Origin of the sequence: Bradyrhizobium sp. BRP20 (assembly GCF_020194215.1) — a bacterium.
Classification (GTDB): Bacteria; Pseudomonadota; Alphaproteobacteria; order Rhizobiales; family Xanthobacteraceae; genus Bradyrhizobium; species Bradyrhizobium yuanmingense.
On record NZ_JADYVY010000004.1, the window covers coordinates 124,908 to 146,885 of the forward strand.

The window sequence follows — 21,978 nt, forward strand, 5'->3', positions numbered from 1 at the left end:
GGCATTCGGCGACGCTGGCGAATAGTCTCAGGGCATTGCATCCCGGGGGGGCGCAAGTGATTCCGGTTCGGCTATTTGCGTTGTTGATAATGATGATGGGACTTGCCTGCGGATCGGCACACGCCGATCGGCGGGTGGCGCTCGTCATTGGCAATTCCGCCTACAAGAGCGCGCCGAAGCTCAACAATCCCGCCAACGATGCCACCCTGGTCGGCGGTATGTTCAAGAAGGCGGGCTTCGATTCCGTGGATGTCAGGCTCGATCTCAGCGCCAGTGACATGCGGCGGACGCTGCGTGAGTTTGCCGGCAGGGTTCGCGACGCCGACATGGCGGTGATTTATTATGCCGGTCACGGCATCGAGCTGGACGGCAACAATTATCTCATTCCGACTGACGCGACGCTGGAGACCGATGGTGACGTCCTCGACGAGACCATCCCTGTCGAGCGCGCATTGTTCGCAGTCGAGCCGGCCAAGCAGCTGCGCCTGATCATCCTCGACGCCTGCCGCGATAACCCCTTTGCGAAGACGATGAAGCGCACGCTCGCCTCGCGGGCGATCGGACGCGGCCTTGCCAAGGTGGAGCCAACCAGCCCGAACACGATGATTGCCTTCGCCGCGAAGGCCGGCTCGACCGCATCCGACGGCGATTCTCGCAACAGTCCGTTCGCCGCCGCGCTGGTCGAGCACCTTCCGAAGCCGGGCCTCGATCTGCGCAAGGCGTTCGGCTTCGTGCGCGACGACGTGCTCAAGACCACCGGCTACAAGCAGGAGCCCTATGTGTATGGCTCGCTCGGCGGCGACGACGTGTCGCTCGTGGTGAAGCCGGCACCAACCGGTCCGCAGGCAAACCCGCAGGACGCGGTTCGCAGGGACTACGAGCTCGCGCTCCAGCTTGCGACGCGCGACGGCTGGGAGGCGTTCCTGGCCGCGTATCCAGACGGCTTCTATGCCAACCTCGCCAAGGGCCAGTTGAATAAGATCGCGGCCGAGGAGACGCGTGCGGCGGCCGAACAGAAGGCCAAGGCGGCCGAGCACGAAAAGGCGAGGCTGATTGCCGAGCGCGCCCAGAAGGCCGAGCAGGAGAAGGCGGCGGCCGCCGCCAAGGCCGCCGAGAACGCTCGAATCGCAGCGGAAAAGCAGAAGCAGATCGAGCAAGCGAGGGCCGAGGCCGCCGAGCAGCAGCGCAAGGCCGCCGAGGCGACGGCCGCGAAAGCGTTGGCCGAGAAACAGGCGGCAGAGAAGGCCAAGGCCGAGCTCGCAGCAAAGCAGGCGGCGGAGAAAGCGGAGCAGACCGCAAAGCCCGCCGCGGATTTGAAGATGCCCGACCAGAAAGTGGCCGCGCTCGCGCCCGGGCCCACATCCACATTGTCGGCAGCCGAGCTTTCAAAATCGGTACAGAGCGAATTGCGTCGCGTCGGCTGCCTGGCCTCGTCTGCAGAGAGTGAGTGGAGCTCGGCCGCGCAGCGCTCGCTGACGTTGTTCAACAAATATGCCGGCACCCAGTACGACGTGAAGCTCGCCAGTGTCGATGCGCTCGATGCTTTGAAGGCGAAGCCGGGACGGGTTTGTCCGCTGGTCTGCAATTTCGGCTTCAAGGCCAATGGCGATCAATGCGTCAAGATCGCCTGCCAGGCTGGTTATCGCGTCAATGACAATAACGAATGCGAGAAGGTGCAGGAGAAGAAGCCGGTTGCGACGCGCGAGAATTCGAAGCCGCGAGATGATGAGCGGAAGGCAAGCGAGTCCGCGCCGTCAAAGCCGCAGGCGACCGGTCAGATCTTTTGCAACAGTGCAGGGTGCCGGCCGGTCCGGCAGGGTTGTCGGCTCGAAGGATGGGGCAACAGGATGACCAGCGGCACCAGCATGATCGAAGTTTGCAACTGAACCGGCGAGTGCCGGCCGGCTAAAGCGCGATGCGATTAGGATGAATCGTCATCGCGCTTTGGATTATTGTTTGAGCATGATCTTCTCGGAAAACCGCTCCGCACGTTTCCGGATCATGCTTTAGCCCACCGGCATCCGCGTTTCGACCAGGCGCGCCCAGAACGAGGCGCCGTGACCCAGAATGTTGTCGTTGAAGACGTAGGCCGGGTGGTGGCACTCGTTGCCGTCGCCCATGCCGACCAGCACCATCGCGCCCGGACGCGCTTCCAGCATGAAGGAGAAGTCCTCGGCACCCATCATCGGAACGAACTTGTCGTTGACGCGATCGGCGCCGACGATGTCGCGCGCGACGTCGGCGGCCAGCGCGGCCTCGCGTGCATGGTTCATCGTCACCGGATACATCCGCGTATATTTCGTCTCGGCCGAGCCGCCATAGGCGCGCGCGATGCTGTCGGCGACTTCGCCGATGCGGCGTTCGACCAGATCGCGCACTTCGGGATCGAGCGTGCGCACGGTGCCGGCGAGCTCGGCGATCTCCGGGATGATGTTGAAGGCAGTGCCGGAGTGGAATTGCGTGATCGAGATGACGGCGGACTTCAACGGATCAACGTTGCGCGCCACGATCGATTGCAGCGCGTTGACGATCTGCGAGCCGATCAGCACGCTGTCGACAGATTTGTGCGGACCGGCGCCGGCGTGGCCGCCCTTGCCGCGGATGGTGATCTGGATGTTGTCGGAGGAGGCGAGCATCGCACCCGGCGTGGTCGCGAAATGGCCCTCGGGCAGGTTCGGCATGTTGTGCATGCCGTAGACCTCCTGGATGTTCCAGCGCGTCATCAGCCCGTCCTCGACCATGGCCTTGCCGCCGCCGCCGCCTTCCTCGGCGGGCTGGAAGATCATCACGGCGGTGCCGTCGAAATTGCGCGTCTCAGCGAGATATTTGGCCGCGCCCAGCAGCATCGCGGTGTGGCCGTCATGGCCGCAGGCGTGCATCTTGCCGGGGACTTTCGAGGCATAAGGCACGCCCGACGTCTCCATGATCGGCAGCGCGTCCATGTCGGCGCGCAGGCCGATGGTCTTGCCGGAGGCCGACTTGCGGCCGCGGATCACACCGACTACGCCGGTGCGGCCGATACCCGTCACCACCTCGTCGCAGCCGAATTCGCGCAAGCGATCGGCGACGATGCCGGCGGTGCGGTGGACTTCGTAGAGCAGCTCGGGGTTCTCGTGGAAGTCATGGCGCCAGGCGGCCATTTCGTCGAAGAGGGCGGCGACGCGATTGACGATGGGCATGAGGGAATCCGTTTTCTGGTTGTCGTTTGTAGGGTGGGTTAGCCCCGTGGATGCGCAAGCGCATCCACTAGGCGTAACCCACCACGGTTTCCGTGGGAGCGAAAGAGGTGGGTTACGCCCAGCGGACTGCGCTTCGCGCAGGCCGCAAGGCTAACCCACCCTACGATCCTACGCTTCCCCGAACACGCGCCTGAAGATCGTGTCGACGTGCTTGAGGTGATAGCCGAGGTCGAACTGCTCCTCGATCTCGGCGTCGGTGAGATATGTCTTCACCTCACTGTCCTTCTTCAGCAGCTGAAGGAAGTCGCCTTCGCCGCGCCAGACCGGCATGGCGTTGCGCTGCACGAGCTTGTAGGCGTCCTCGCGGCTGGCGCCCTTCTGCGTCAGCGCCAGCAGCACGCGCTGCGAATGCACGAGGCCGCCGAGGCGGTCGAGGTTCTTTTGCATGTTGGCGGGATAGACCAGCAGCTTGTCGATCAGGCCGGCGAGGCGCACCAGCGCGAAGTCGAGCGTCACGGTGGCGTCCGGGCCCATCATGCGTTCGGCCGAGGAGTGCGAGATGTCGCGCTCGTGCCAGAGCACGACGTTCTCCAGTGCCGGCGTCACATAGGCGCGCACCATGCGGGAGAGGCCGGTGAGGTTCTCCGACAGCACCGGGTTGCGCTTGTGCGGCATGGCGGAGGAGCCCTTTTGTCCCTCCGAGAAGAACTCTTCGGCCTCGAGCACCTCGGTGCGCTGCATGTGGCGGATCTCCACGGCGATGCGCTCGATCGAGGAGGCGATCACGCCGAGGGTCGAGAAATACATCGCGTGACGGTCGCGCGGGATCACCTGGGTCGAGATCGGCTCCGGCACGAGTCCCATGGCCTTGGCGACATGCTCTTCGACGCGCGGATCGATCTGCGCGAAGGTGCCGACGGCGCCGGAGATCGCGCAGGTCGCGACCTCCTTGCGCGCCGCGATCAGACGTTCCTTGGCACGGGTGAATTCGGCATAGGCATAAGCGAGCTTGAGGCCGAAGGTGACGGGCTCGGCATGGATGCCGTGGCTGCGGCCGATAGTCGGCGTCATCTTGTGCTCGAAGGCGCGCTTCTTGAGCGCGGCCAGCACCTTGTCGAGGTCGGCGAGCAGGAGGTCGGCGGCGCGGGTGAGCTGGACGTTAAGGCAGGTATCGAGCACGTCGGAGGAGGTCATGCCCTGGTGCACGAAGCGCGCCTCGGGGCCGACGATCTCCGCGAGGTGGGTGAGGAAGGCGATGACATCGTGCTTGGTCTCGCGCTCGATCTCGTCGATGCGGGCGACGTCGAAGACGGCGTCCTTGGCCTTGGCCCAGACCGTCCGGGCGGCCTCCTTGGGGATGGTCCCGAGCTCGGCGAGGGCGTCCGCCGCATGCGCCTCGATCTCGAACCAGATCTTGAACCGGGTCTGCGGCTCCCAGATCGAGGCCATTTCCGGGCGGGTGTAGCGGGGGATCATGGGGCGGCTCCAGGAAGGTGGGCGGGCGGTCCCGAGAACGGCGGCGCCGGCCAAAATGCTTTTTACGCCGTGATGTAACAGAGCAGGCAGGGCGAAACAAACGGTCTGGGGCCCCGGAAGAAGGGCATCGCCGACCTTTCCACCGGACCGGCCGGCCGGGATGGCGGCGCCTGGCCGCAGATATTAACTGTCAATCACGGATCATTGACTGACAGATATTGAAATCTGTCAGCGGGACGTGTATATATCCGTTCTCGGACGCTCCGATTGGGCGTCCCGCGACAAGCCCCGGGGAGCCCGACATCCGAGCCACGCTCGGATCGGAGGGCGGATTGAAGAGCGGGGACCGCGGACGAATGGAGACTTAGACAATGACGACCGAAATCCTCAATTTCACTGGCGTGATTGGGCATTGGCTCAATTTGCTGGTGGCGCGCCAGATCGCGGCGCAGGCTGCAAAACTGCCGCATTAAGGCATAGGCTTTCCGAAACGACCGGCCAGGGCGCTTCGGAAGCAGCCCTACTGGCGGAGTAAACTGAGCCCTGAACGGGAACATGGTGCTGGCATGAATGAAGCTGTTGTCTTGACGCCGGAGCGGATCCTCGAAGTCACCGAGGACGTGCTCAGGCGTTACGGACTTGCCAAGGCCACCGTGGTCGACGTTGCCCGTGCGCTCGATGTGAGCCACGGCAGCGTCTACCGTCATTTCCCCAGCAAGGCCTCGCTGCGCGAGGCCGTTGCCAAGCGCTGGCTGGACCGCATCGACGCCCCGCTGCTGGCGATCGCCAGGGAGCAGGGGTCGGCGCCCGACAGGCTCGACCGCTGGCTGCGCACGCTGTTCGCGGCCAAGCGTTCGCGTGTGCTCGACGATCCTGAAATGTTCGAGACTTATCTGACTCTGGCGCGTGAGGCATGCGCGGCCGTCAAGTGCCACAAGGACACTATGATCGACCAGATCGCCGCGATCCTGACCGACGGCGTGCAGCAGGGCGAGTTCGCCGTGGGCGACGTCAAGGTGACCGCGCGCGCGATCTTCGATGCGACCGTCCGCTTCCACCATCCGGCCCATGCCGAGGAATGGAAGGACGCCGATCTCCCCGCGCGCCTCGATGCGACGCTGGCGCTGCTGCTGCGTGGGCTCAAGGCGGCCTAAGGCCGCAGAACCCGTTCAGCCCTGGGTGCTGTCAATCAACCTCGCGTTTTCTGGAGAGCGGCGCCGTCGCGGGGCAAGGGTGCGGATGCCGAATGTCTGCGCGTGTGGAAGGCAGGATCGGACGATGGCACGACCGGCGGACTATCCGGATAAGCGTTGACGGCGATTTCGACGGCGTCCTTCGACCGCCTTCGAAGCCGGTAGAATGTCAGCTCCTGATCGAACATCGGACAGCGAAAGTGGACGATGGCGGTGTCCGGCAGGCGGCAAAGTTCGTCGATGAGCTCGCCTACTGTGATGATGGGGGGATGGTCGACTGCTTTGGGGTGACCCTTACTCATGACCCTTTACTCCTTGTCTGCCGTACTAACCGGAGCCGGATCGGAACCGTTCCAATTTCGTTCGGCAGATTGAGGATCGCGAGGGATGAGGCTGTGCGGCAGCTTTGCTGCTAGATCCTCGTCAGCCCGCAGGTCGCGGCGAGCCGCACCAGCTGCGCATCGGTGCGCGCGCCGGTCTTCGACTTGATCAGGTAGTGATAGTTCTGCACGGTCTTGACGCTGAGATTGAGATGCGCCGCGATCTCTTCGGTGGTGGCGCCGCCGGCGAACTGGCGCAAAATCTCGATCTCGCGCTCGCCCAACTGGTCCAGCACCGAGCCGGTCGGCGACAGGCTGTCCTCCGCCAGCACATGTGCGATGTCATCGCTCATGGCGCGCTCGCCGCGGGCGACGCTGCGAATGGCGTTCACGACCGCGGACGGCTCGCTGCTCTTGGTGACGAAGCCGGAGGCGCCAGCGCCGAAGGCCGCCTTCACCAGCACGGCCTCATTGTGCATGGTGAAGACGAGAATGCGCGCCCGCGGGCTGCGGGCGCGGATGTTGCGGATCGCCTCCAGCCCGCTCGCGCCGGGCATCGAAATGTCGAGCACGACCACGTCGGGGTCATGCGCCTTGAACGCGCCGTAGGCGTCGGCGGCGTTGTCGGCTTCCGCCACGACATGCAAATCGCCCTGGCTCTCCAGCACGCGCCGATAGCCTTGCCGCACGATCGGATGGTCGTCGACCAGCAGCACGGAGATGCCTGTTGCCGCCACCTCGTTCATTCCGGCCTCATGCAGCGAGCGGAATGGTGGCGGCGATGCTGAGGCCGCGGTTCGCGGGCAGGATCGACAGCGATCCGCCGGCGGCCGTGACGCGCTCGCGGATTCCGGTGAGGCCGAAGCCGGCCGATTGCGCGACACGCTCCGCATCGCCGCCGCCGTCGTCCTCGACGCGGATCAGCAGCGCATCGTCCTCGCCGGCGCGCCGCTCGACGCGGAGCGAGATCTCGCGCGCTGCACTGTGGCGCAGCGCGTTGGTCAGGCATTCCTGTGCGACTCGATAGGCGGTGGTGGCGGCCGGGCCGCTGATATCGGTGAGGTCGCCCCTGAGATCGAGCTGGATCGCCGGCCGCGCGGCGCTGTGCGAGCGCCAGCTGTCGACGAGATTGACCAGGCTCGCCTCGAGCCCGAGCTCCTCCGGCAGCGGATTGCGCAGCCGGTTCAGCGCGTCGCGCAGCGAAGCCATCAGATGGTGCGTCGCCTGCGAGATCATGCGCGCGTCCTGCGCGATCCCATCATCCTTGTGCCGCTTCGTGCTCGCCGTCTCGATCGTGTTGGCGAAGGCGAGAATGGCGGACAGATTCTGCCCGAACTCGTCGTGCAGCTCGCGGGCGAGCGCGCGGCGCTCGTCGTCGCGGATCTCGATCAGGCGGCGCGTCAGCGCGGCGCGCTGCTCGGTCGCTTCCTCCAGCCGGCCGCCGAGCTCGCCGACGGCGCTGCCGATCATCGCCAGCTCCATCGAGCGGAAGCGCGGCAGCCTGGTGCGATATTGGCCGCGCGCCATGCGCTGAAGCGCGGTGACGATCGCGCGCGCCGGCGCCAGCGCGTGCGCGATGGCGAGCGAAGCAAGCAGGGCGATCGCCGCCGCCATCAGCAGCGCGACGTCGATGACGTTGAGGACGTAGTCCCAGGCGAGCGCGACCGCGGCGGCCGCATGGGGCGTCGCAACGACGGCGCCGGCGGCTGCGGCGCGGGGACTGACGGGCCGCACCACCTCGGCGTGGCTGCCGAGGAAGCTCGGCACGATGGCGGCGAACCAGCGCGGCGGCGTCTTGCCCAGCCCCTCGCTCTGGCCGCAGAGCGGCTTCTCGAAGGCCGCCGCGGGCTGGAACTCGACGCAGACGCCGGGCGAGATCAGCTTCATCGTCTCCAGCGTGCGCCAGTCCGGAACCGGCAGGAGATGCTCGCGCGCCCTGCTGCTGCGCAACAACAGCTCGCGCCAATACAGCGCCTGAAGCGCCTGCGCGACCCGCTGCGCCGACGCCGCCGTCGCCCGATCGACGCTGCGATAGGCATCGAACGTGGCCCATACGGTCGCGGCTCCCAGGCACAGCGCTACGATTAGAAGCAGGCGAGCTACAAGCTGAAGCACGAGGCGCATGCGATCACCCCCGACGTTTGCTAAGGTCAGCCTAACAACGCCGCCGTGCCTTGCCAATCGCAGAACGCTAGGGATTGCAGCTCGGGCAAATTTCCCAAGCCGGATTGGGCATGGGTCTTTGGACCTGAAACGGCGGCTTTGATCTAATCGGTGAGGACACGTTGCAGGCCGGCGCCTGCAAGCCAGGAGCGGTGCAGCATGAGTTCGATAACGATTGGACCAATCGCAAGCCAGGCTGCCGATCCATCCGAGCGCAGCGCGCTGCTGTTCTGGATGATCTTCACCGGGCTGTCGATCTTCGCTGTCGTGCTGCTGTGGCGCTTCGGCCTGATTCACCTGATGCTGACCTCGGATCGCACCTACATTTCAGCGGTGATCGCGGCGCTCTACGTCCTCACCTGCGGCCACTGCTTCCTGCGGACCCGGGCCATCGCGCGGGAAGGGGCGGCGACGCGGCGCTGCCGCGCGGTGCTGTCGGCAGCGGGCGGCAGCAAGGCGCTCGATGCGAGCGCCGTGGCGCTGCCGCGCGGTCTGGTGCGCGACCACATCGAAAGCCTGGTGACCAAGGCCGCGGCGCAGGACTACCGGCCGGTCGACCAGACGCTGCTGCTACGTAATCTCGCCGATCGCTTGCGCGGCTCCAACGGGTTCGGCGCCTTCGTCTCCGATACGCTGATGAAGCTCGGTCTGCTCGGCACCATCATCGGCTTCATCATCATGCTGGCGCCGATCGCGGGGCTGGACGCCGCCGACAAGGTCGCGATGCGCTCCTCGATGGGCTTGATGAGCGACGGCATGGCGATCGCGATGTACACGACGCTGGCCGGCCTTGTCGGCTCGATCCTGATCCGCATCCAGTACTACATGCTCGACGCCGCGACCCAGCGGGTGTTCTCGGACGCGGTGGTGCTGACCGAGACCTATGTGACGCCGGTGCTGGAGCGCAAGGGTTCGGGAACGCCGTCATGATGGATGATTTCGGTCTCTATCCGCGCGAGGAGCCGTTCGACCCGCTGGGCGTGATGCTGTTCAAGGCGCTCCAGGTGATCGCCTTCCTGTTCTTCCTGGCGCTGCTGGCGGTCTCCCCCGACGCCAAGGACGGCAAGATCGATTCCAAGGCGGAGTTCATGATCACGCTGGACTGGCCGGACAACCACCCCGACGATCTCGACCTGTTCGTGCAGGATCCCGCCGGCAACATCGCCTGGTATCGCCACCGCGAGGCCGGCTTCCTCACGCTCGACCGCGACGACCGCGGCGGGGCCAACAATTTCATCATCGTCAACGGCAAGAAGATCGCCTCGCCGATCCGCGAGGAGATCGTCACCGTGCGTGGCATCCTCGCCGGCGAGTACGTCGTGAACGTCTCGCATTTCGTCGCCACCACGGGCGAGCCTGTGACGGCCAGTGTGAAGGTGCAGAAGCTCAATCCGACCGCGCAGGTGATCTTCGACAACAAGTTCACGCTCGACCACACCGGCGACGAGAAGACCGCGGTCCGATTCCGGATCGATGCGGAAGGCAAGGTCGTCGATGTCGATCAGCGGCCGAAATCGCTGTTGGAGACGTTCCGCAGCAGCTGGCGCAACGGCGGCGATCTCGATGCCAGGACCGGTGTGAGCAGGAACGCTACGAGGGTACGCCGTGAGTAACCTGCAAACGGTCATCCTGACGCTGTCGATCGCGTATGCCGTCATCGGCGCGCTGCTGCTGGTCGTTCTGGTCTATGCGCGGCTGCACTGGTCGCTGAAGGCGGTCGCCGTGGTCGTGACCAGCACCTTCTACATCGTCAGCTTCACCGAAATGCGCGGCCTGCTCGGTTGGGCCAGCACGGAGCGGCTGCCGACCACCTTCAAGCTGCTGAAGGCCCGCATCGTCGAGCCGCATTCGCTTGAGGGCGATCCCGGCTCGATCTATCTCTGGGTCGAGGCGCTGGACGAGGACAATCGCCCGAGCGGCATCCCGCGCGCTTTTCGTGTGCCGTACAATGACCGGCTGGCCGACAAGACCCACGCCGCCGAGAACGAGATCGCGGCCGGACATCCGCAAGGAGGGCGCGCGGCGGATTTCGGCGGCGGCGACGGCAGCCTGATCGACTTGGTTCGAGAATATGTGACGCCGAAGACCATCCTGGAGACCAGCGGCGGCGATTCCTCGACCGGCGAGTTCACTGCGCCGCCGGCCGGTGCCCAGGACGCGGTGTTCACGCCGATTCCGCCGCCCCGGATGCCGCCGAAGGACGAGCAATAGGCCCATCACCATCATCGTAGAGCAGCGCTGGCAAACGGCCCAGTGCTGGCGCATCCTGTTGACCTCCCTCAATTTGGCCTCATCGGCCTCGAATAAGAATTTGAGGGGTGGAGGGTGCGTGCTTCTCGCTGTCTTCTCGGATATCCATGGCAACAGGCAGGCGTTCGAGGCCTGCCTGAAGATCGCGCATGCGAAGGGCGCAGAGGGCTTCGTCCTGCTCGGCGACTTCGTCGGCTATGGCGCCGATCCGGAATGGGTGGTGGACACCGCGATGGAGCTGGTCGCGCAGGGCGCCGTCGCGGTGCGCGGCAATCATGACCAGGCGATCAATTCCACGGCCGAGACGATGAACGCCGAGGCGCAGATCGCGATCGAATGGACCCGCGGCCGCCTCGACACGGCGCAGCGGCGGTTTCTGGCCGAATTGCCGATGCAGGTGGAGGACGATGGCCGCCTGTTCGTGCATGCGGAAGCCTCGCATCCCCAGCGCTGGCACTATGTCCGCTCGACCGTGGACGCCGCCAAGAGCCTGATTGCGACACGGGCCCACGTCACCTTTTGCGGCCACATCCACAGGCCGGCGCTCTATTCGATGTCGGTGACGGCGAAGATGACGAGCTTCGTGCCGAAGACCGACGTCCCCGTGCAGCTCCTGCGCGGACGGCAATGGCTCGCCGTGCTCGGTTCGGTCGGCCAGCCCCGCGACGGCGATCCGTCGGCGGCCTTCGTGCTGTTCGACACCGAGTCGTGCCAGATCACCTATTGCCGCGCGCCCTATGACGTCGAGACCGCAGCGAGCAGGATCCGCGACAACGGCCTGCCGCCTTGGCTTGCCGACCGCTTGTTGCAGGGGCGCTGACGGATGCCGAAACCCCTGGTCAAGTCAGGCGCGGAGATCGACGGTTTTACGATCGGCGAATGCGTTCATGCCGGCGGCATGGCGACGCTGTGGACCGTCACCCATCCCGGCATCGACGTGCCCTTGCTGATGAAGATCCCGCGGGTGTCGGAGGGCGAGGACGCCGCCGCGATCGTTTCCTTCGAGATGGAGATGATGATCCTGCCGCGGCTGGCGGGGCCGCACGTGCCGGCCTGCTTCGGCACCGGTGATTTCGCCCGCCAAGCCTATGTCGTGATCGAGCGCATTCCAGGTGCCACGCTGTACAAGCGGCTCCCCGACCTGCCGCTGCCCTATGACGAGGCGCGGCAGCTCGTCGCCAGGATCGCCACGGCGCTTGCGGATCTGCACCGGCAGAACGTGATCCACCACGACATCAAGCCGAGCAGCATCATGTTCCGCGAGATCGGCGAAGCGGTGCTGATCGACTACGGCCTGTCGCATCACAACCACCTGCCGGACCTGTTGCAGGAGGAATTCCGCCTGCCTTACGGCACCGCGCCCTATATGGCACCCGAGCGGCTGCTCGGGGTGCGCGACGATCCGCGCAGCGATGTGTTTTCGCTCGGCGTGCTGCTCTATTTCTTCACCACCGGCGAGCGGCCGTTCGGCGAGGGCGAGACGCTGCGGGCGATGCGGCGCCGGCTGTGGCGCGATCCGCATCCGCCGCGGAAGCTTCGTGCGGATTATCCGCCCTGGCTTCAGGAGGTGGTGTTGCGCTGTCTGGAGATCGAGCCGGTGTGGCGCTATCCGACTGCGGCCCAGCTTGCCTTCGATCTCGCTTATCCGGACCAGGTCAAGCTCACCGCGCGCTCGGAGCGGGTGAAGCGCGATTCCCTCGGCATCGTCTGGCGCCGGCGCTTCAACCAGGGCGCAATGGTGCCGCGCGCGAAATCGGATGTCGCAGCCCAGATCGCATCGAGCCCGATCCTCGCCGTTGCGCTCGACACGGCGGAGGGCGCTCCGGAGCTGAACGAGGCGCTGCGCGTGACCACCGAGCGCATCCTCGCCACTTTGCCCTCGGCGCGGCTTGCCTGCGTCAACGTGCTCAAGCTGAACCGGATTGCGATCGATCGGACGTTGGACGAGCAGGGCTCCAACAAGCATATCGATCGTCTGGTCGCGCTCAGGCATTGGGCAACGCCGCTCAAGCTGGACGAGAGCCGGCTGTCGGCTCATGTGCTGGAGGCGGTCGATCCCGCCGCCGCGATCCTGGAGTTTGCCAAGGCCAACCAGGTCGACCACGTCATCATCGGCGCGCGACAGAGCTCGTTCCGGCGCATGCTGCTCGGCAGCGTGTCGGCCAAGGTGGCCTCGGAGGCGAGCTGCACCGTCACCGTGGTGCGGCCGCCGCGATTGGCGGGGGACGGCGGCGGGCCGGATGCCGGCGAAGGTTAGGCCGGCCGGGGCGATTTGCGGGCCGGATCAGGCCGCGTGGACGGCAAATGCGCGCTTGCGGCGGATCGGCCAGGAGAATTGCGGTCCCGGCTCGCCGTGATCGGCGCTGCCGCCGAAATACTGGATGATCTCGCGGCAGGGCTCGCAATTGAACAGGTTACGCGACGCGGACGCCTTGGTCATTTCCTTCAGGCAGTTCGGGCAATGCGGTTTCATGGGCGGTCCGGAAAAGGAGTCTCAGTGTCGGCGCGGCGAGCCGGGCGAACGGAGGTCGAGGTCCGAATTGTCGAGCCCGGCATCGTCGTCCAGCGTGCCATCGCCGCGCTCGAGGCGGCCGAAGAAATAATCGAGGCTCGGATGCGGGCGCCGTGGAATCCGGCACCGGCGCTTCGGCTGACGTCTCACGAGTGCGATCTGCATGGACGTCAGCCCCTGGTGCGGTCGCGACGGATGTTGCGGGCCGGACGTGCCGGGGCCTCGACCGGTCCGGCCGAGGGACCGAACACCACAAACGCACTGAAACCAATCCACAACGCCACGCCAGTCCAGACCAGGGTCGTCGTCATGATGTGCTCCCGCGAAACAGGCAGGAATCACTTGCAGTGATTTGCGCGAATCAGGGAAGTCCGGATGAGTACGGACCAAGGCTACAATTTTAAGCTTTGCGCCTTGCAGAACCCGTGGAAGCCGCAGTTCTTCCCGCGTGCGACCGACGTACTTTGCCGGTGCGCGCATGATCGAGGATATCCCGGATGCGCCTTGCGTCTCGAACACAGCGAAACCCATAGCGCCCGGTGTAGTCGGTATCGGGCGAACGGGTCGAGCGCCCTGACGCAAAGTTCAGGTGGCCGACGCCGCCGCCGATGTCGAGGATTTCGAACACTTCATCCATGGCGTCGAACGAAGTAGCGGTCACGCTGCGTCTGCTCCAGGCCGTGCGCACGATCAGCGCGCGGCGGTCGGTGATCACATAAAGCGTCTGCAGGTCTTGCAGCAGCATCACGAACGGAGCTGCAATCATCCCAACTCCAATCATTGCCAGAGGTTGGGTCGCTTGGTCGATCCAATCGTTGCTGACGGCGATGACGGTCAGCAACAACCAGGGAAATCCGATCCACCAGAGAAATCGCCACATTGTCGCGTTGGCGGTGGCGTCGGGCTGCCCCTGCCAGACCACTTGCTCTCCATCCTGAAGGGACTCGGCGAGAAGACGAAGCAGGCCGGCAGTAAACGGAGTGGCGCGGAGTTTATCCATTCCACTTGGTCGTAGCGGCCGCGGCTCCGGTTCGGATAGCGATGATCTCAGATCGCCTCGCCGCGTGCCCCAAGTGCCGCGTTGCGGATCGCGGCGATGTTGGTCTTGTAGGCCTCCTGCGTGCCGCCTTTGAACACCGAGGTGCCCGCGACGAAAGCGTTGGCGCCGGCTGCGGCGAGCGCACCCGCGACATCGGGGCCGACGCCGCCGTCGACCTCGATGTCGATCGGGCGGCCCGCAACCATCGCGCGGATGTCCCGGATCTTGTTGATCGCGGAGGGGATGAAGGCCTGGCCGCCGAAGCCGGGATTGACCGACATCACCAGCACGAGGTCGACGAGGTCGAGAACGTATTCGAGCGCGCTGATCGGCGTCGCCGGATTGAGCGAGACGCCGGCCTTCTTGCCGAGCGCGCGGATCGCCTGGAGCGAGCGGTGCAAATGGGGACCTGCCTCCGCGTGCACGGTGACGTGGTCGCAGCCGGCCTTCGCGAAGGCCTCGAGATAGGGATCGCAGGGCGAGATCATCAGATGCGCGTCGAAGATCTTCTTGGTGTGCGGGCGCATCGCCCTGATGACGTCAGGGCCGTAGGAGATGTTCGGAACGAAGTGCCCGTCCATCACGTCGAGATGGATCCAGTCGGCGCCGGCGGCGTCGACGCTGCGCACCTCCTCGCCGAGCTTCGAGAAATCCGAGGCCAGGATCGAGGGCGCGATGGCCAGGGGGCGGGGGGCGAAAGCTTGGGTCATGGCGCGTTTTCCCGGGGGCGTACGGACGACGAATGGCCTCGCCTAACATGGGCCCTTGTGCCGGGCAATGCAGGAGGGCGGGCTTCCTGTGGGCGGAAATTTCTGCCGCCGGCGGCATGAATTGCCGATGTTCCCGCGGCCTGCACGACCCGACGGATGCGGAATTCGTTGAGATTTTCGCGATGGCACGGCGCTTGCTGACTTCAGCCGCAGAACATTGGTCGCGGCATGCCGCATCCTGTTGGAGTTGTGCAATGTTGTTCGCCCTTGGTGCGGTATCGAGCGCGCTCGACGCGATCCAGTCGCTGACGAACGCGAAATCGTCGTCGGCGGCGCACAAGTCGGGCTCCTCGCAGAGCGCGCCGACCAATCCGTTCGCAATCGACAGCGGCAGCAGCACGACCGGCGCGACCTCGTCGGTCAATGCAGGTAAATATCCGCAGATCTCGGCGGAGACGATGAATGCGCTGTTCGCGGCGCAGGGCCAGTCGGCCAACGGCACATCCTCGTCGTCGAAGAGCCGGGAGGCTGCGCTGAAGGATCTGTTCTCGCAGATCGACGCTGACGCCGACGGCAAGATCACCAAGTCCGAGTTCGAGGACGCGCTCGGCGCGGGCGGCACCAACCTGGCCCAGGCCGACGACGTGTTCTCGAAGATGGACGCGAATGCGGATGGCAGCGTCAATCTCGGCGAGATGACGAAGGCGCTGAGGGGCGGTCACGGCCGTGATCACGCGGAAGGCGCGGGCGATGGCTCGGATTCCTCGTCGCAATCCAGCCGCGGCTCGACGTCGACCACGACGACCAATGCCGACGGCTCGACCACCACCACCGTCACCTATGCCGACGGCTTCAAGATGTCGACCACGGTGCCGGGCGCCGCCAGCTCGTCGAATGCGAAAGGTGGCGGGAATTCGCCTTATGATTGGTTCGGGCAGATGATGCAGCGCCAGGCGCAGGCCACTGCGGGATCAGCAGCTTCATCGATGTCGATCAGCGTGTGAGCGCGTCCCGAAGTTACCCGGCAAGTTCGTGCGTGATGTCACGACAGGCATAGCGGTCGCGGATCTCGCGATTGAAGAACGTTCCTTTTGCGCGCGCATCCCCGAACGCGGCAGCGACCTCGGGCGGAACATCCGCATAAACATAGAGGCGCCCGCTGACGAACGTCACCTTCAGCTCGCGTTTCTCTGGCGAATAGCGAAAGAAGCGGATCACGGAAGAGGGCATGGCCGCACACCTTGTCCGCCGGATAACGCTTGGGTGACGGTTTCGTTTCTCGTCTAGCCGAACCGGTCTTGCCAGGTTGGCTGCGCGCCCGGAAACGGTAGGGCCGTCGCGCTGTAGACGCCGCGGGCGATCGCGCGGGCGACCACGTTGGCGGCGATCGTGCCGAGCTCGGTGAGGCCAACCAGCGGCTCGATCGGCGTTTCGCAGGTGGCGGCGGCGAACAGCACGTCGCCGTCGGTCGGCGCATGCACCGGATAGATCGCGCGGGCGAAGCCGGTATGCGCGATCATCGCCAGCCGCTTGGCCTGGGGCTTGGTCAGCACCGCGTTGGTCACGACGGCGCCGATGGTGGTGTTCTCGCGCGCGCTCGCGGCAGGACCGCCCTTGATGCGCATGCGGAGCATGTCCTCGGTGAACTTGTCCGGCAGGCCGCGTCCACCGAATTCGCTGTCCACCTCGAACGGCGCCGCCCAGAACCACGGGCCATTGCCGACGGTGACGCTGCCCACGGCGTTGACGGCGACGATCGCCGCGACCTTGATTCCGCTCGGCGTCACGGCCGATGCCGAGCCAAGCCCGCCCTTGAACGTCGCGGTGGTGGCGCCGAAACCGGCGCCGGCGCTGCCAAGCGCGAAATCCGCGCTGGTGGCGGCAGTCGCCGCGGCATAGCCGAGGTCGCGATACGGCGAGAAGCGTCCCCAGGCCTTGTCGCCGCCATTGAGCAGGTCGAACAGGATCGCCCCCGGCACGATCGGGATCAGCGCTTCGCGAACCCGGTGGCCGCGGCCCTGCTCGGCGAGCCAGGCCTGCACGCCGCCGCCGGTGTCGAGGCCGAAGGCCGAGCCGCCCGACAGCGCGATAGCGTCGACGCGCTCGACCGTGTTGGCGAGATCGAGCAGTGCATCCTCGCGCGTGCCGGGGCCGCCGCCGCGCACGTCGATCGCGGCGATCGCAGGAGAATCGAAGATGATCGCGGTCGCACCGGAACCGACTTTCGGATCTTCGGCGTGGCCGACCCGGACGCCGGCGATATCGGTGAGAAGGTTCTTCAAGGCGGCCTCGTGTTTGAGAATTCACGATCTGCGATAGCGCAGCAATGCCGCAGGCTCAACCGGCGAGCGCGGTCCTCAGCATCTTGGCGAGCTCGGACTTGCGGTAGGGCTTGGCCAGCAGCAGCACGCCGGAATCGAGCCGGCCGTGATGGACGATGGCGTTCTCGGTGTAGCCCGAGGTGAACAGCGTCTTCAGGTCGGGGCGGCGCTTGTGGGCTTCGTCGGCCAGCTGGCGGCCATTCATGTTGCCGGGCATGATGATGTCGGTGAACAGCAGGTCGATGGTCTCGTCGCTGTCGATGATATTGAGCGCCTCGGCGCCGTTGGCGGCCTCGAGCGCGGTATAGCCGAGGCTCTTGACCTGCGTCACGACATACTGCCGCACCAAGGCATCGTCCTCGACGATCAGGATCTTCTCGTTACCGCCGGTGATTGGCGCATTCTGGAGCGATTCGAACTCGGTCTCCTGCACACCGGTCGAGCGCGGCAGGTAGATCTTCACGCTCGTGCCGTGGCCTTCCTCACTGTAGATCTTGATGTGCCCGCCCGATTGCTTGACGAAGCCGAACACCATGCTGAGGCCGAGGCCAGTGCCCTTGCCAACCTCCTTGGTCGTGAAGAAGGGATCGAACACCCGGTCGATCAGCTCGGCAGGAATTCCGGTGCCGGTGTCGCTGACCGCGATCATCACGTAATTGCCGGCAACGACGTCGGGGTTCATGCTGGCATAGCCGTCGTCGAGGAAGATGTTGCGGGTCTCCAGCACCAGGGTGCCGCCCTCGGGCATGGCGTCGCGCGCGTTCAGCGCGAGATTGAGGATCGCGGTGGAGAGCTGGCCCGGGTCGACCAGTGTCGGCCAGGCATCCTCGGTGAGCTGCGGCATGATGGTGATCTGCTCGCCGAGCGTCGGATGCAAGAGCTTGGCGGCTTCGAGCGCCAGTGCGTTGACGTCGATCTCGCGCGGCTGCAGCGGCTGCTTGCGGGCGAAGGCGAGCAGGTGCTTGGTCAGTTGCGCGCCGCGCTCGGCGGCGTCGTCGATCAGCTTGGTGATCGCGGCAAGATCGGGCCGGTCGGCGACCGCGTCGCTGAGAATGCCGATCGTGCCCGTGATCACGGTCAGCACGTTGTTGAAGTCGTGGGCGACGCCGCCGGTCAATTGGCCGATCGAGTCCATTTTCTGGACCTGCCGGAGCTGGGCTTCGGCGGCCTGCTTGTCAGTGAGGTCGCGGCCGATGAAGAAGTGGCGTTTCACCGGCTCGGACCAGGTGCCCATCCAGTTCAGCGTGACCTCGTGACCGTCGTAATGGTAGTAGCGCGCCTCGAAGCTGCGCTTGACCGCGCCGCGACGGGCCGCGCGCATCTCGCTCCGCGTCTTCTCGAGATCGTCGGGATGGATGAACTCGATCGCGCTGTGCCCGACCATGTCCTCGGGGCTGTAGCCGAGAATGTTCTGCACGCTCGGGCTGACCTGGACGAAATTGCCGTAGCCGTCGGTGACCAGGATCAGGTCCTGCGATGTCTCGAAAATCCGCTGGCGTTCCTCGGTCTCGCGGCGCAGCTTCTCTCTAGCCTGCTTTTCTTCCGTGATGTCGTGGGCGATCTTGGAAGCGCCGATGATCTCTCCATCGTCGGTCCGCAGCGGCGAGACGTTCAGGACGACGTCGAGCGGGCGGCCGTCTTTGCGGATTCGGACCGTCTCGTGCTGGGCGATCGATTCATTGCTGGCGATCTGGTTGAGGGTGCTTCTGATCTCGCCCTTGCGATCCGGCGGCACGATGATGTCGATCGGCTTGCCGACGGCCTCGGCGGCGGAGTAGCCGAATAGGTTTTCGGCGGCCTTGTTCCAGCTGGTGATGATGCCGTCGAGCGACTTGGTGATGATCGCGTCATTGGAGGATTCGACCACGGCGCCGTACAGCGCGAGGCGCTTGCCGAAATAGTCGCGTTGCGAGGCCGATTGCTGGCGCAGCTTTCCGACGAGGCCCACTGTATGCGCCTGGAGGCGGACATTCTCGATCAGAAGCACCGCGAGCACGAAGGTCGCCGCGGCGAGGCCGTAGAGCCGGCCGGCATAGAATCCGAGATCGAAGCGCGCGACGTTGACGATCGCCGACAGGGCGATGTCGAACAGCCAGGCGCACATGACCACCATGAGCCAGATGTCGATTACCGTATGCGGCCTGCGGAACCAGAGCGAGACCAGCGCGGCAAAGCTCAGCGACCACACGAAGGACACGACGCCGATCATGGTCGCCGTATAGCGGCCCTCGCTCAACAGGACCGGCAACAGATCGTGCTGCGCGGTGACGATCCAGGCGAAGACCGCCATCGCGGCGACGACGCCGAGCCCGCAGGCATAAATCGCGGTGCTTACCGCGCCGCGGATCCGGGGCCCACCGTCTTTCTCCTTCAGCCAGGCATATGCCATCACGCAGAGCGGAAAGCCGGCGTGCCAGATCATGTAGAGCCACACCGTGGTCTGTCGGCCCGCGCCCAGGAGTCCGGTCGGGGTGAACAGCCCTGGGAAGGTGAGGGCATGAACCAGCGCCGCCGCGGCGGTGAAGAGATAGCCGCTGGCGAGCCACAGCAGCGCGCGGGTGCGCAGGATCGCAAATTGCGACAGCAGCAGCACTGCCGTGACGATGTCGCTCACGGCCAGCGCGGATTGATAGCTGGCGACGAAGGCTGGCACCGGCAGGAGCGGGGTACCGGCGAAGGGCACGGCTGCGGCGAACAGGAGCGAGGACACACCGACAATCGTCAATGCTGCAGTGCGGTCGGCCGACGTGGCCGGCAGGGTCGACAGAAATGTGCTTCGGTCGATCGGCGCAGGCACGTCCATTTCGCGCGAGTCGATGGGCTTGAGCATCTCCGCTAGTCTCATTCGCCGGCAGTCCGTTCATCGTAGCGGGTTCTGGGCGCAGGTGGTCACGGAACCGGTTTACGACTCAACCGAGGGTTACAGCTTACCTAATTTCGGTGAGAGCACGGAACAGGGATTGGTAAGGGGCACTTTACTGGGCGGTGTCATAATGCCCTGCCGCTGCGGCGGGTTCCAGGCTTGAAACAGGCGATTTTGATTTCGAGATCGGGAGTTTGCCCCCATGCCCCGCGTTCTCATCATCGACGACCAGAAGGACGTCCGCGCGATGGTGGCGATCGTGCTTCGGGTCAACCATTTCGAGGTCGTGGAGGCCGAAAGCGGCGCGGCGGGGCTGAAGGCCTTTGCGGAAAGCCGCTTTGACGCGGCGATTGTGGACATCTTCCTCGGTGATACCAGCGGCGTCGACGTCATCACCGCCTTGCGCGAACGCGCGCCGGCGCTGCCGGTGATTGCGGTATCCGGGATGACGGCACTCGATTTCATGGACCAATCGCCCCACCTCGCCAACGTGGTCGGCCTGCAAAAGCCGTTTCGGCCGAACGATCTGCTGCAGGCCCTGCGGAAGGCCCAGGCCGCGGCCGGCGACGAGATTTCGGCCGCGGTCTGACCGGCAAAAGAACGCCCCGGCAAGCCGGGGCGTGGTCGCGATGGCGGGAGCCTTCGGGCGATCGCTGATCGGGATCCCCGAAGAGCATTCTCGATCAAGAGCCCTTGGCGCCGAGCTCGGCGTAATTGCCCTTGGCGTCCCACTTGTAGACGACATAGTCGATCTGCTTGAGGTCGCCCTTGGCGTCAATTTCGATCGGGCCGAGCACCGTGTCCCACTTGCCGGCCTTGATGGTCTCCATGACCTTCTTGGCGTCGGTGGTGCCGGCCTTCTTGACCGCCTGCGTCCAGACCTGCAGCGCAGCGTAGGTATAGAGCGTATAGCCTTCCGGATCGATGCCCTTGGCCTTGAACGCCTCGACGATCTTCTTCGCGGTCGGCTTGTTGCGCGGGTCGGGACCGAAGGTGAACAGCGTGCCTTCGCCGGCGGGACCGGTGATGGAGGCGTACTCCTTGTCCGCGAGCGCGTCGCCCGACATCAGCACCGTCTTCATGCCCTGATCGCGCATCTGGCGGAGGATGAGGCCGGCTTCCTGATGGTAACCGCCGACATAGACGAGCTCGACATTGTCCTTCTTCAGGCGCGAGACGATCGCGTTGAAGTCCTTGTCGCCCTTGTTGTAGGATTCGTACATCTTCTCGGTGATGCCGGCCTTGTTGAGCGCCTTCTTGGTCTCGTCGGCAAGACCCTTGCCGTAAGTGGTCTTGTCGTTGAGGATCGCGATGTTCTTGCCCTTGTAGTTCTTGGCGATGTACTGCGCGGCGATCAGGCCCTGCTGGTCGTCGCGGCCGCAGACTCGCGCCACGTTCCACAGCTTGCGCTCGGTGAAGAGCGGGTTGGTCGAAGCCGGGGTGATTTGCAGGACGTTGCCGTCCGCATAGGCTTCAGAGGCCGGGATCGAAGATGACGAGCAGAAATGGCCGGCGACGAACGGGATCTTGGCGCCGGCGATCTTTTCCGCGATCGAGCGGGCCTGTTTCGGATCGCAGGCGTCGTCCTCGGCGTTGAGCGCGAGCTTCTTGCCGTTGACGCCACCGGCGGCGTTGATGTCGGCGACGGCCATCTCGGCGCCGTTCTTCATCTGGCGGCCGAAGGCGGACTCGCCGCCGGTCATCGGGCCTGCGACTGCGACGGTGACATCCTGCGCGAATGCCGCGCTCGATAGCGCGAGCGATGCGCCGAATGCCAGACCGATGAGCTTCAGTGATTTCATGAGATACCTCGCGGGTGGTCGCCTGTGGAAGTTGCCGGGCATGCCCGGTTCAAACCGGCGCCATTCTTGAATGAATTCGAGGAGAAGTCACCGGCAAAATACGGGCATACGCCAAGATATCTAGCCGCATTCTCGCGCAGGGCGGGGCCG

22 protein-coding genes are annotated in these 21,978 nt (G+C 65.2%); 9 read left to right on the plus strand and 13 right to left on the minus strand.

The window, feature by feature from the left end; all coding sequences use genetic code 11:
• Positions 1-95 precede the first annotated feature (95 nt).
• Positions 96-1,886 carry a caspase family protein gene (locus tag I6F33_RS11875; protein WP_225142884.1) on the plus strand — a complete coding sequence of 597 codons (1,791 nt, stop codon included), beginning with the start codon at positions 96-98 and terminating at the stop codon, positions 1,884-1,886.
• Between the two features lie 120 nt (positions 1,887-2,006).
• On the opposite strand, the gene I6F33_RS11880 is transcribed toward I6F33_RS11875, so the two are convergent.
• Entirely contained in the window at positions 2,007-3,179 is a 1,173-nt protein-coding gene (locus I6F33_RS11880) for a M20 aminoacylase family protein (protein WP_225142596.1), read from the minus strand.
• 168 nt (positions 3,180-3,347) lie between these two features.
• Positions 3,348-4,655: an adenylosuccinate lyase gene (gene purB / locus I6F33_RS11885; protein WP_225142598.1), complete on the minus strand. Its 1,308-nt coding sequence runs from the start codon at positions 4,653-4,655 to the stop codon at positions 3,348-3,350.
• A 566-nt stretch (positions 4,656-5,221) separates the two neighbouring features.
• Here purB and I6F33_RS11890 point away from each other — a divergent pair.
• A complete protein-coding gene (locus tag I6F33_RS11890) occupies positions 5,222-5,809 on the plus strand; it encodes a TetR family transcriptional regulator (protein WP_036012895.1) in 588 nt (195 codons plus the stop codon).
• Between the two features lie 451 nt (positions 5,810-6,260).
• Here the strand turns inward: I6F33_RS11890 and I6F33_RS11895 are convergent, their stop codons facing one another.
• On the minus strand, positions 6,261-6,914 hold the full coding sequence (locus tag I6F33_RS11895) for a response regulator transcription factor (RefSeq protein ID WP_036027820.1): 654 nt from the start codon (positions 6,912-6,914) through the stop codon (positions 6,261-6,263).
• Between the two features lie 7 nt (positions 6,915-6,921).
• Positions 6,922-8,292, minus strand: coding sequence for a sensor histidine kinase (locus I6F33_RS11900; protein WP_225142601.1), 1,371 nt, complete (start codon positions 8,290-8,292; stop codon positions 6,922-6,924).
• Positions 8,293-8,490: 198 nt separating this feature from the next.
• Between I6F33_RS11900 and I6F33_RS11905 the strand changes: the two genes are divergently transcribed.
• The 5 genes from I6F33_RS11905 (at position 8,491) to I6F33_RS11925 (ending at position 12,838) form a co-directional block, all read left to right on the plus strand.
• The gene (locus I6F33_RS11905) at positions 8,491-9,261 is read left to right on the plus strand and encodes a MotA/TolQ/ExbB proton channel family protein (RefSeq protein ID WP_036027818.1); all 771 of its coding nucleotides are present in this window, start codon (positions 8,491-8,493) and stop codon (positions 9,259-9,261) included.
• Complete coding sequence (locus I6F33_RS11910) at positions 9,258-9,944, plus strand: hypothetical protein (protein ID WP_036043556.1); 687 nt, start codon at positions 9,258-9,260, stop codon at positions 9,942-9,944. Before I6F33_RS11905 ends, I6F33_RS11910 begins: the two co-directional genes overlap by 4 nt.
• A complete protein-coding gene (locus I6F33_RS11915; protein ID WP_109143243.1) occupies positions 9,937-10,542 on the plus strand; it encodes a hypothetical protein in 606 nt (201 codons plus the stop codon). Before I6F33_RS11910 ends, I6F33_RS11915 begins: the two co-directional genes overlap by 8 nt.
• A 118-nt stretch (positions 10,543-10,660) precedes the next feature.
• Positions 10,661-11,401, plus strand: a complete 741-nt coding sequence (locus I6F33_RS11920; RefSeq protein ID WP_057029497.1) for a metallophosphoesterase — start codon at positions 10,661-10,663, stop codon at positions 11,399-11,401.
• Positions 11,402-11,404: 3 nt separating this feature from the next.
• A complete protein-coding gene (locus tag I6F33_RS11925) occupies positions 11,405-12,838 on the plus strand; it encodes a bifunctional serine/threonine-protein kinase/universal stress protein (RefSeq protein ID WP_225142604.1) in 1,434 nt (477 codons plus the stop codon).
• Positions 12,839-12,865: 27 nt separating this feature from the next.
• Here the strand turns inward: I6F33_RS11925 and I6F33_RS11930 are convergent, their stop codons facing one another.
• The 5 genes from I6F33_RS11930 to rpe form a co-directional block, all read right to left on the minus strand.
• Entirely contained in the window at positions 12,866-13,054 is a 189-nt protein-coding gene (locus I6F33_RS11930) for a hypothetical protein (RefSeq protein ID WP_036012880.1), read from the minus strand.
• 21 nt (positions 13,055-13,075) lie between these two features.
• Entirely contained in the window at positions 13,076-13,258 is a 183-nt protein-coding gene (locus I6F33_RS11935; RefSeq protein WP_225114378.1) for a hypothetical protein, read from the minus strand.
• A 5-nt stretch (positions 13,259-13,263) separates the two neighbouring features.
• Entirely contained in the window at positions 13,264-13,404 is a 141-nt protein-coding gene (locus I6F33_RS11940) for a hypothetical protein (RefSeq protein ID WP_167361692.1), read from the minus strand.
• A gap of 89 nt (positions 13,405-13,493) precedes the next feature.
• Positions 13,494-14,093 (minus strand): hypothetical protein, encoded by a 600-nt coding sequence (locus I6F33_RS11945; protein ID WP_225142605.1) that lies wholly within the window; start codon positions 14,091-14,093, stop codon positions 13,494-13,496.
• A gap of 47 nt (positions 14,094-14,140) precedes the next feature.
• Positions 14,141-14,842 (minus strand): ribulose-phosphate 3-epimerase, encoded by a 702-nt coding sequence (gene rpe, locus I6F33_RS11950; protein ID WP_036012875.1) that lies wholly within the window; start codon positions 14,840-14,842, stop codon positions 14,141-14,143.
• A 254-nt stretch (positions 14,843-15,096) separates the two neighbouring features.
• On the opposite strand from rpe, the gene I6F33_RS11955 reads away from it, so the two are divergent.
• The gene (locus tag I6F33_RS11955; RefSeq protein ID WP_109143249.1) at positions 15,097-15,846 is read left to right on the plus strand and encodes an EF-hand domain-containing protein; all 750 of its coding nucleotides are present in this window, start codon (positions 15,097-15,099) and stop codon (positions 15,844-15,846) included.
• A gap of 13 nt (positions 15,847-15,859) precedes the next feature.
• Here I6F33_RS11955 and I6F33_RS11960 read toward each other — a convergent pair whose 3' ends face one another.
• Genes I6F33_RS11960 through I6F33_RS11970 form a run of 3 tightly spaced genes read right to left on the minus strand, consistent with a single transcriptional unit; the run spans position 15,860 to position 19,993 of the window.
• A complete protein-coding gene (locus tag I6F33_RS11960) occupies positions 15,860-16,072 on the minus strand; it encodes a KTSC domain-containing protein (protein WP_225142606.1) in 213 nt (70 codons plus the stop codon).
• Between the two features lie 53 nt (positions 16,073-16,125).
• Entirely contained in the window at positions 16,126-17,124 is a 999-nt protein-coding gene (locus I6F33_RS11965; RefSeq protein ID WP_036012870.1) for a P1 family peptidase, read from the minus strand.
• 55 nt (positions 17,125-17,179) lie between these two features.
• Entirely contained in the window at positions 17,180-19,993 is a 2,814-nt protein-coding gene (locus I6F33_RS11970; RefSeq protein ID WP_036043571.1) for a PAS domain S-box protein, read from the minus strand.
• 235 nt (positions 19,994-20,228) lie between these two features.
• Here I6F33_RS11970 and I6F33_RS11975 point away from each other — a divergent pair, with 235 nt between their 5' ends.
• Positions 20,229-20,615 carry a response regulator gene (locus I6F33_RS11975; RefSeq protein ID WP_225142608.1) on the plus strand — a complete coding sequence of 129 codons (387 nt, stop codon included), beginning with the start codon at positions 20,229-20,231 and terminating at the stop codon, positions 20,613-20,615.
• A 94-nt stretch (positions 20,616-20,709) separates the two neighbouring features.
• Here the strand turns inward: I6F33_RS11975 and I6F33_RS11980 are convergent, their stop codons facing one another.
• Positions 20,710-21,828 (minus strand): branched-chain amino acid ABC transporter substrate-binding protein, encoded by a 1,119-nt coding sequence (locus I6F33_RS11980; RefSeq protein WP_036012868.1) that lies wholly within the window; start codon positions 21,826-21,828, stop codon positions 20,710-20,712.
• Positions 21,829-21,978: the final 150 nt, after the last annotated feature.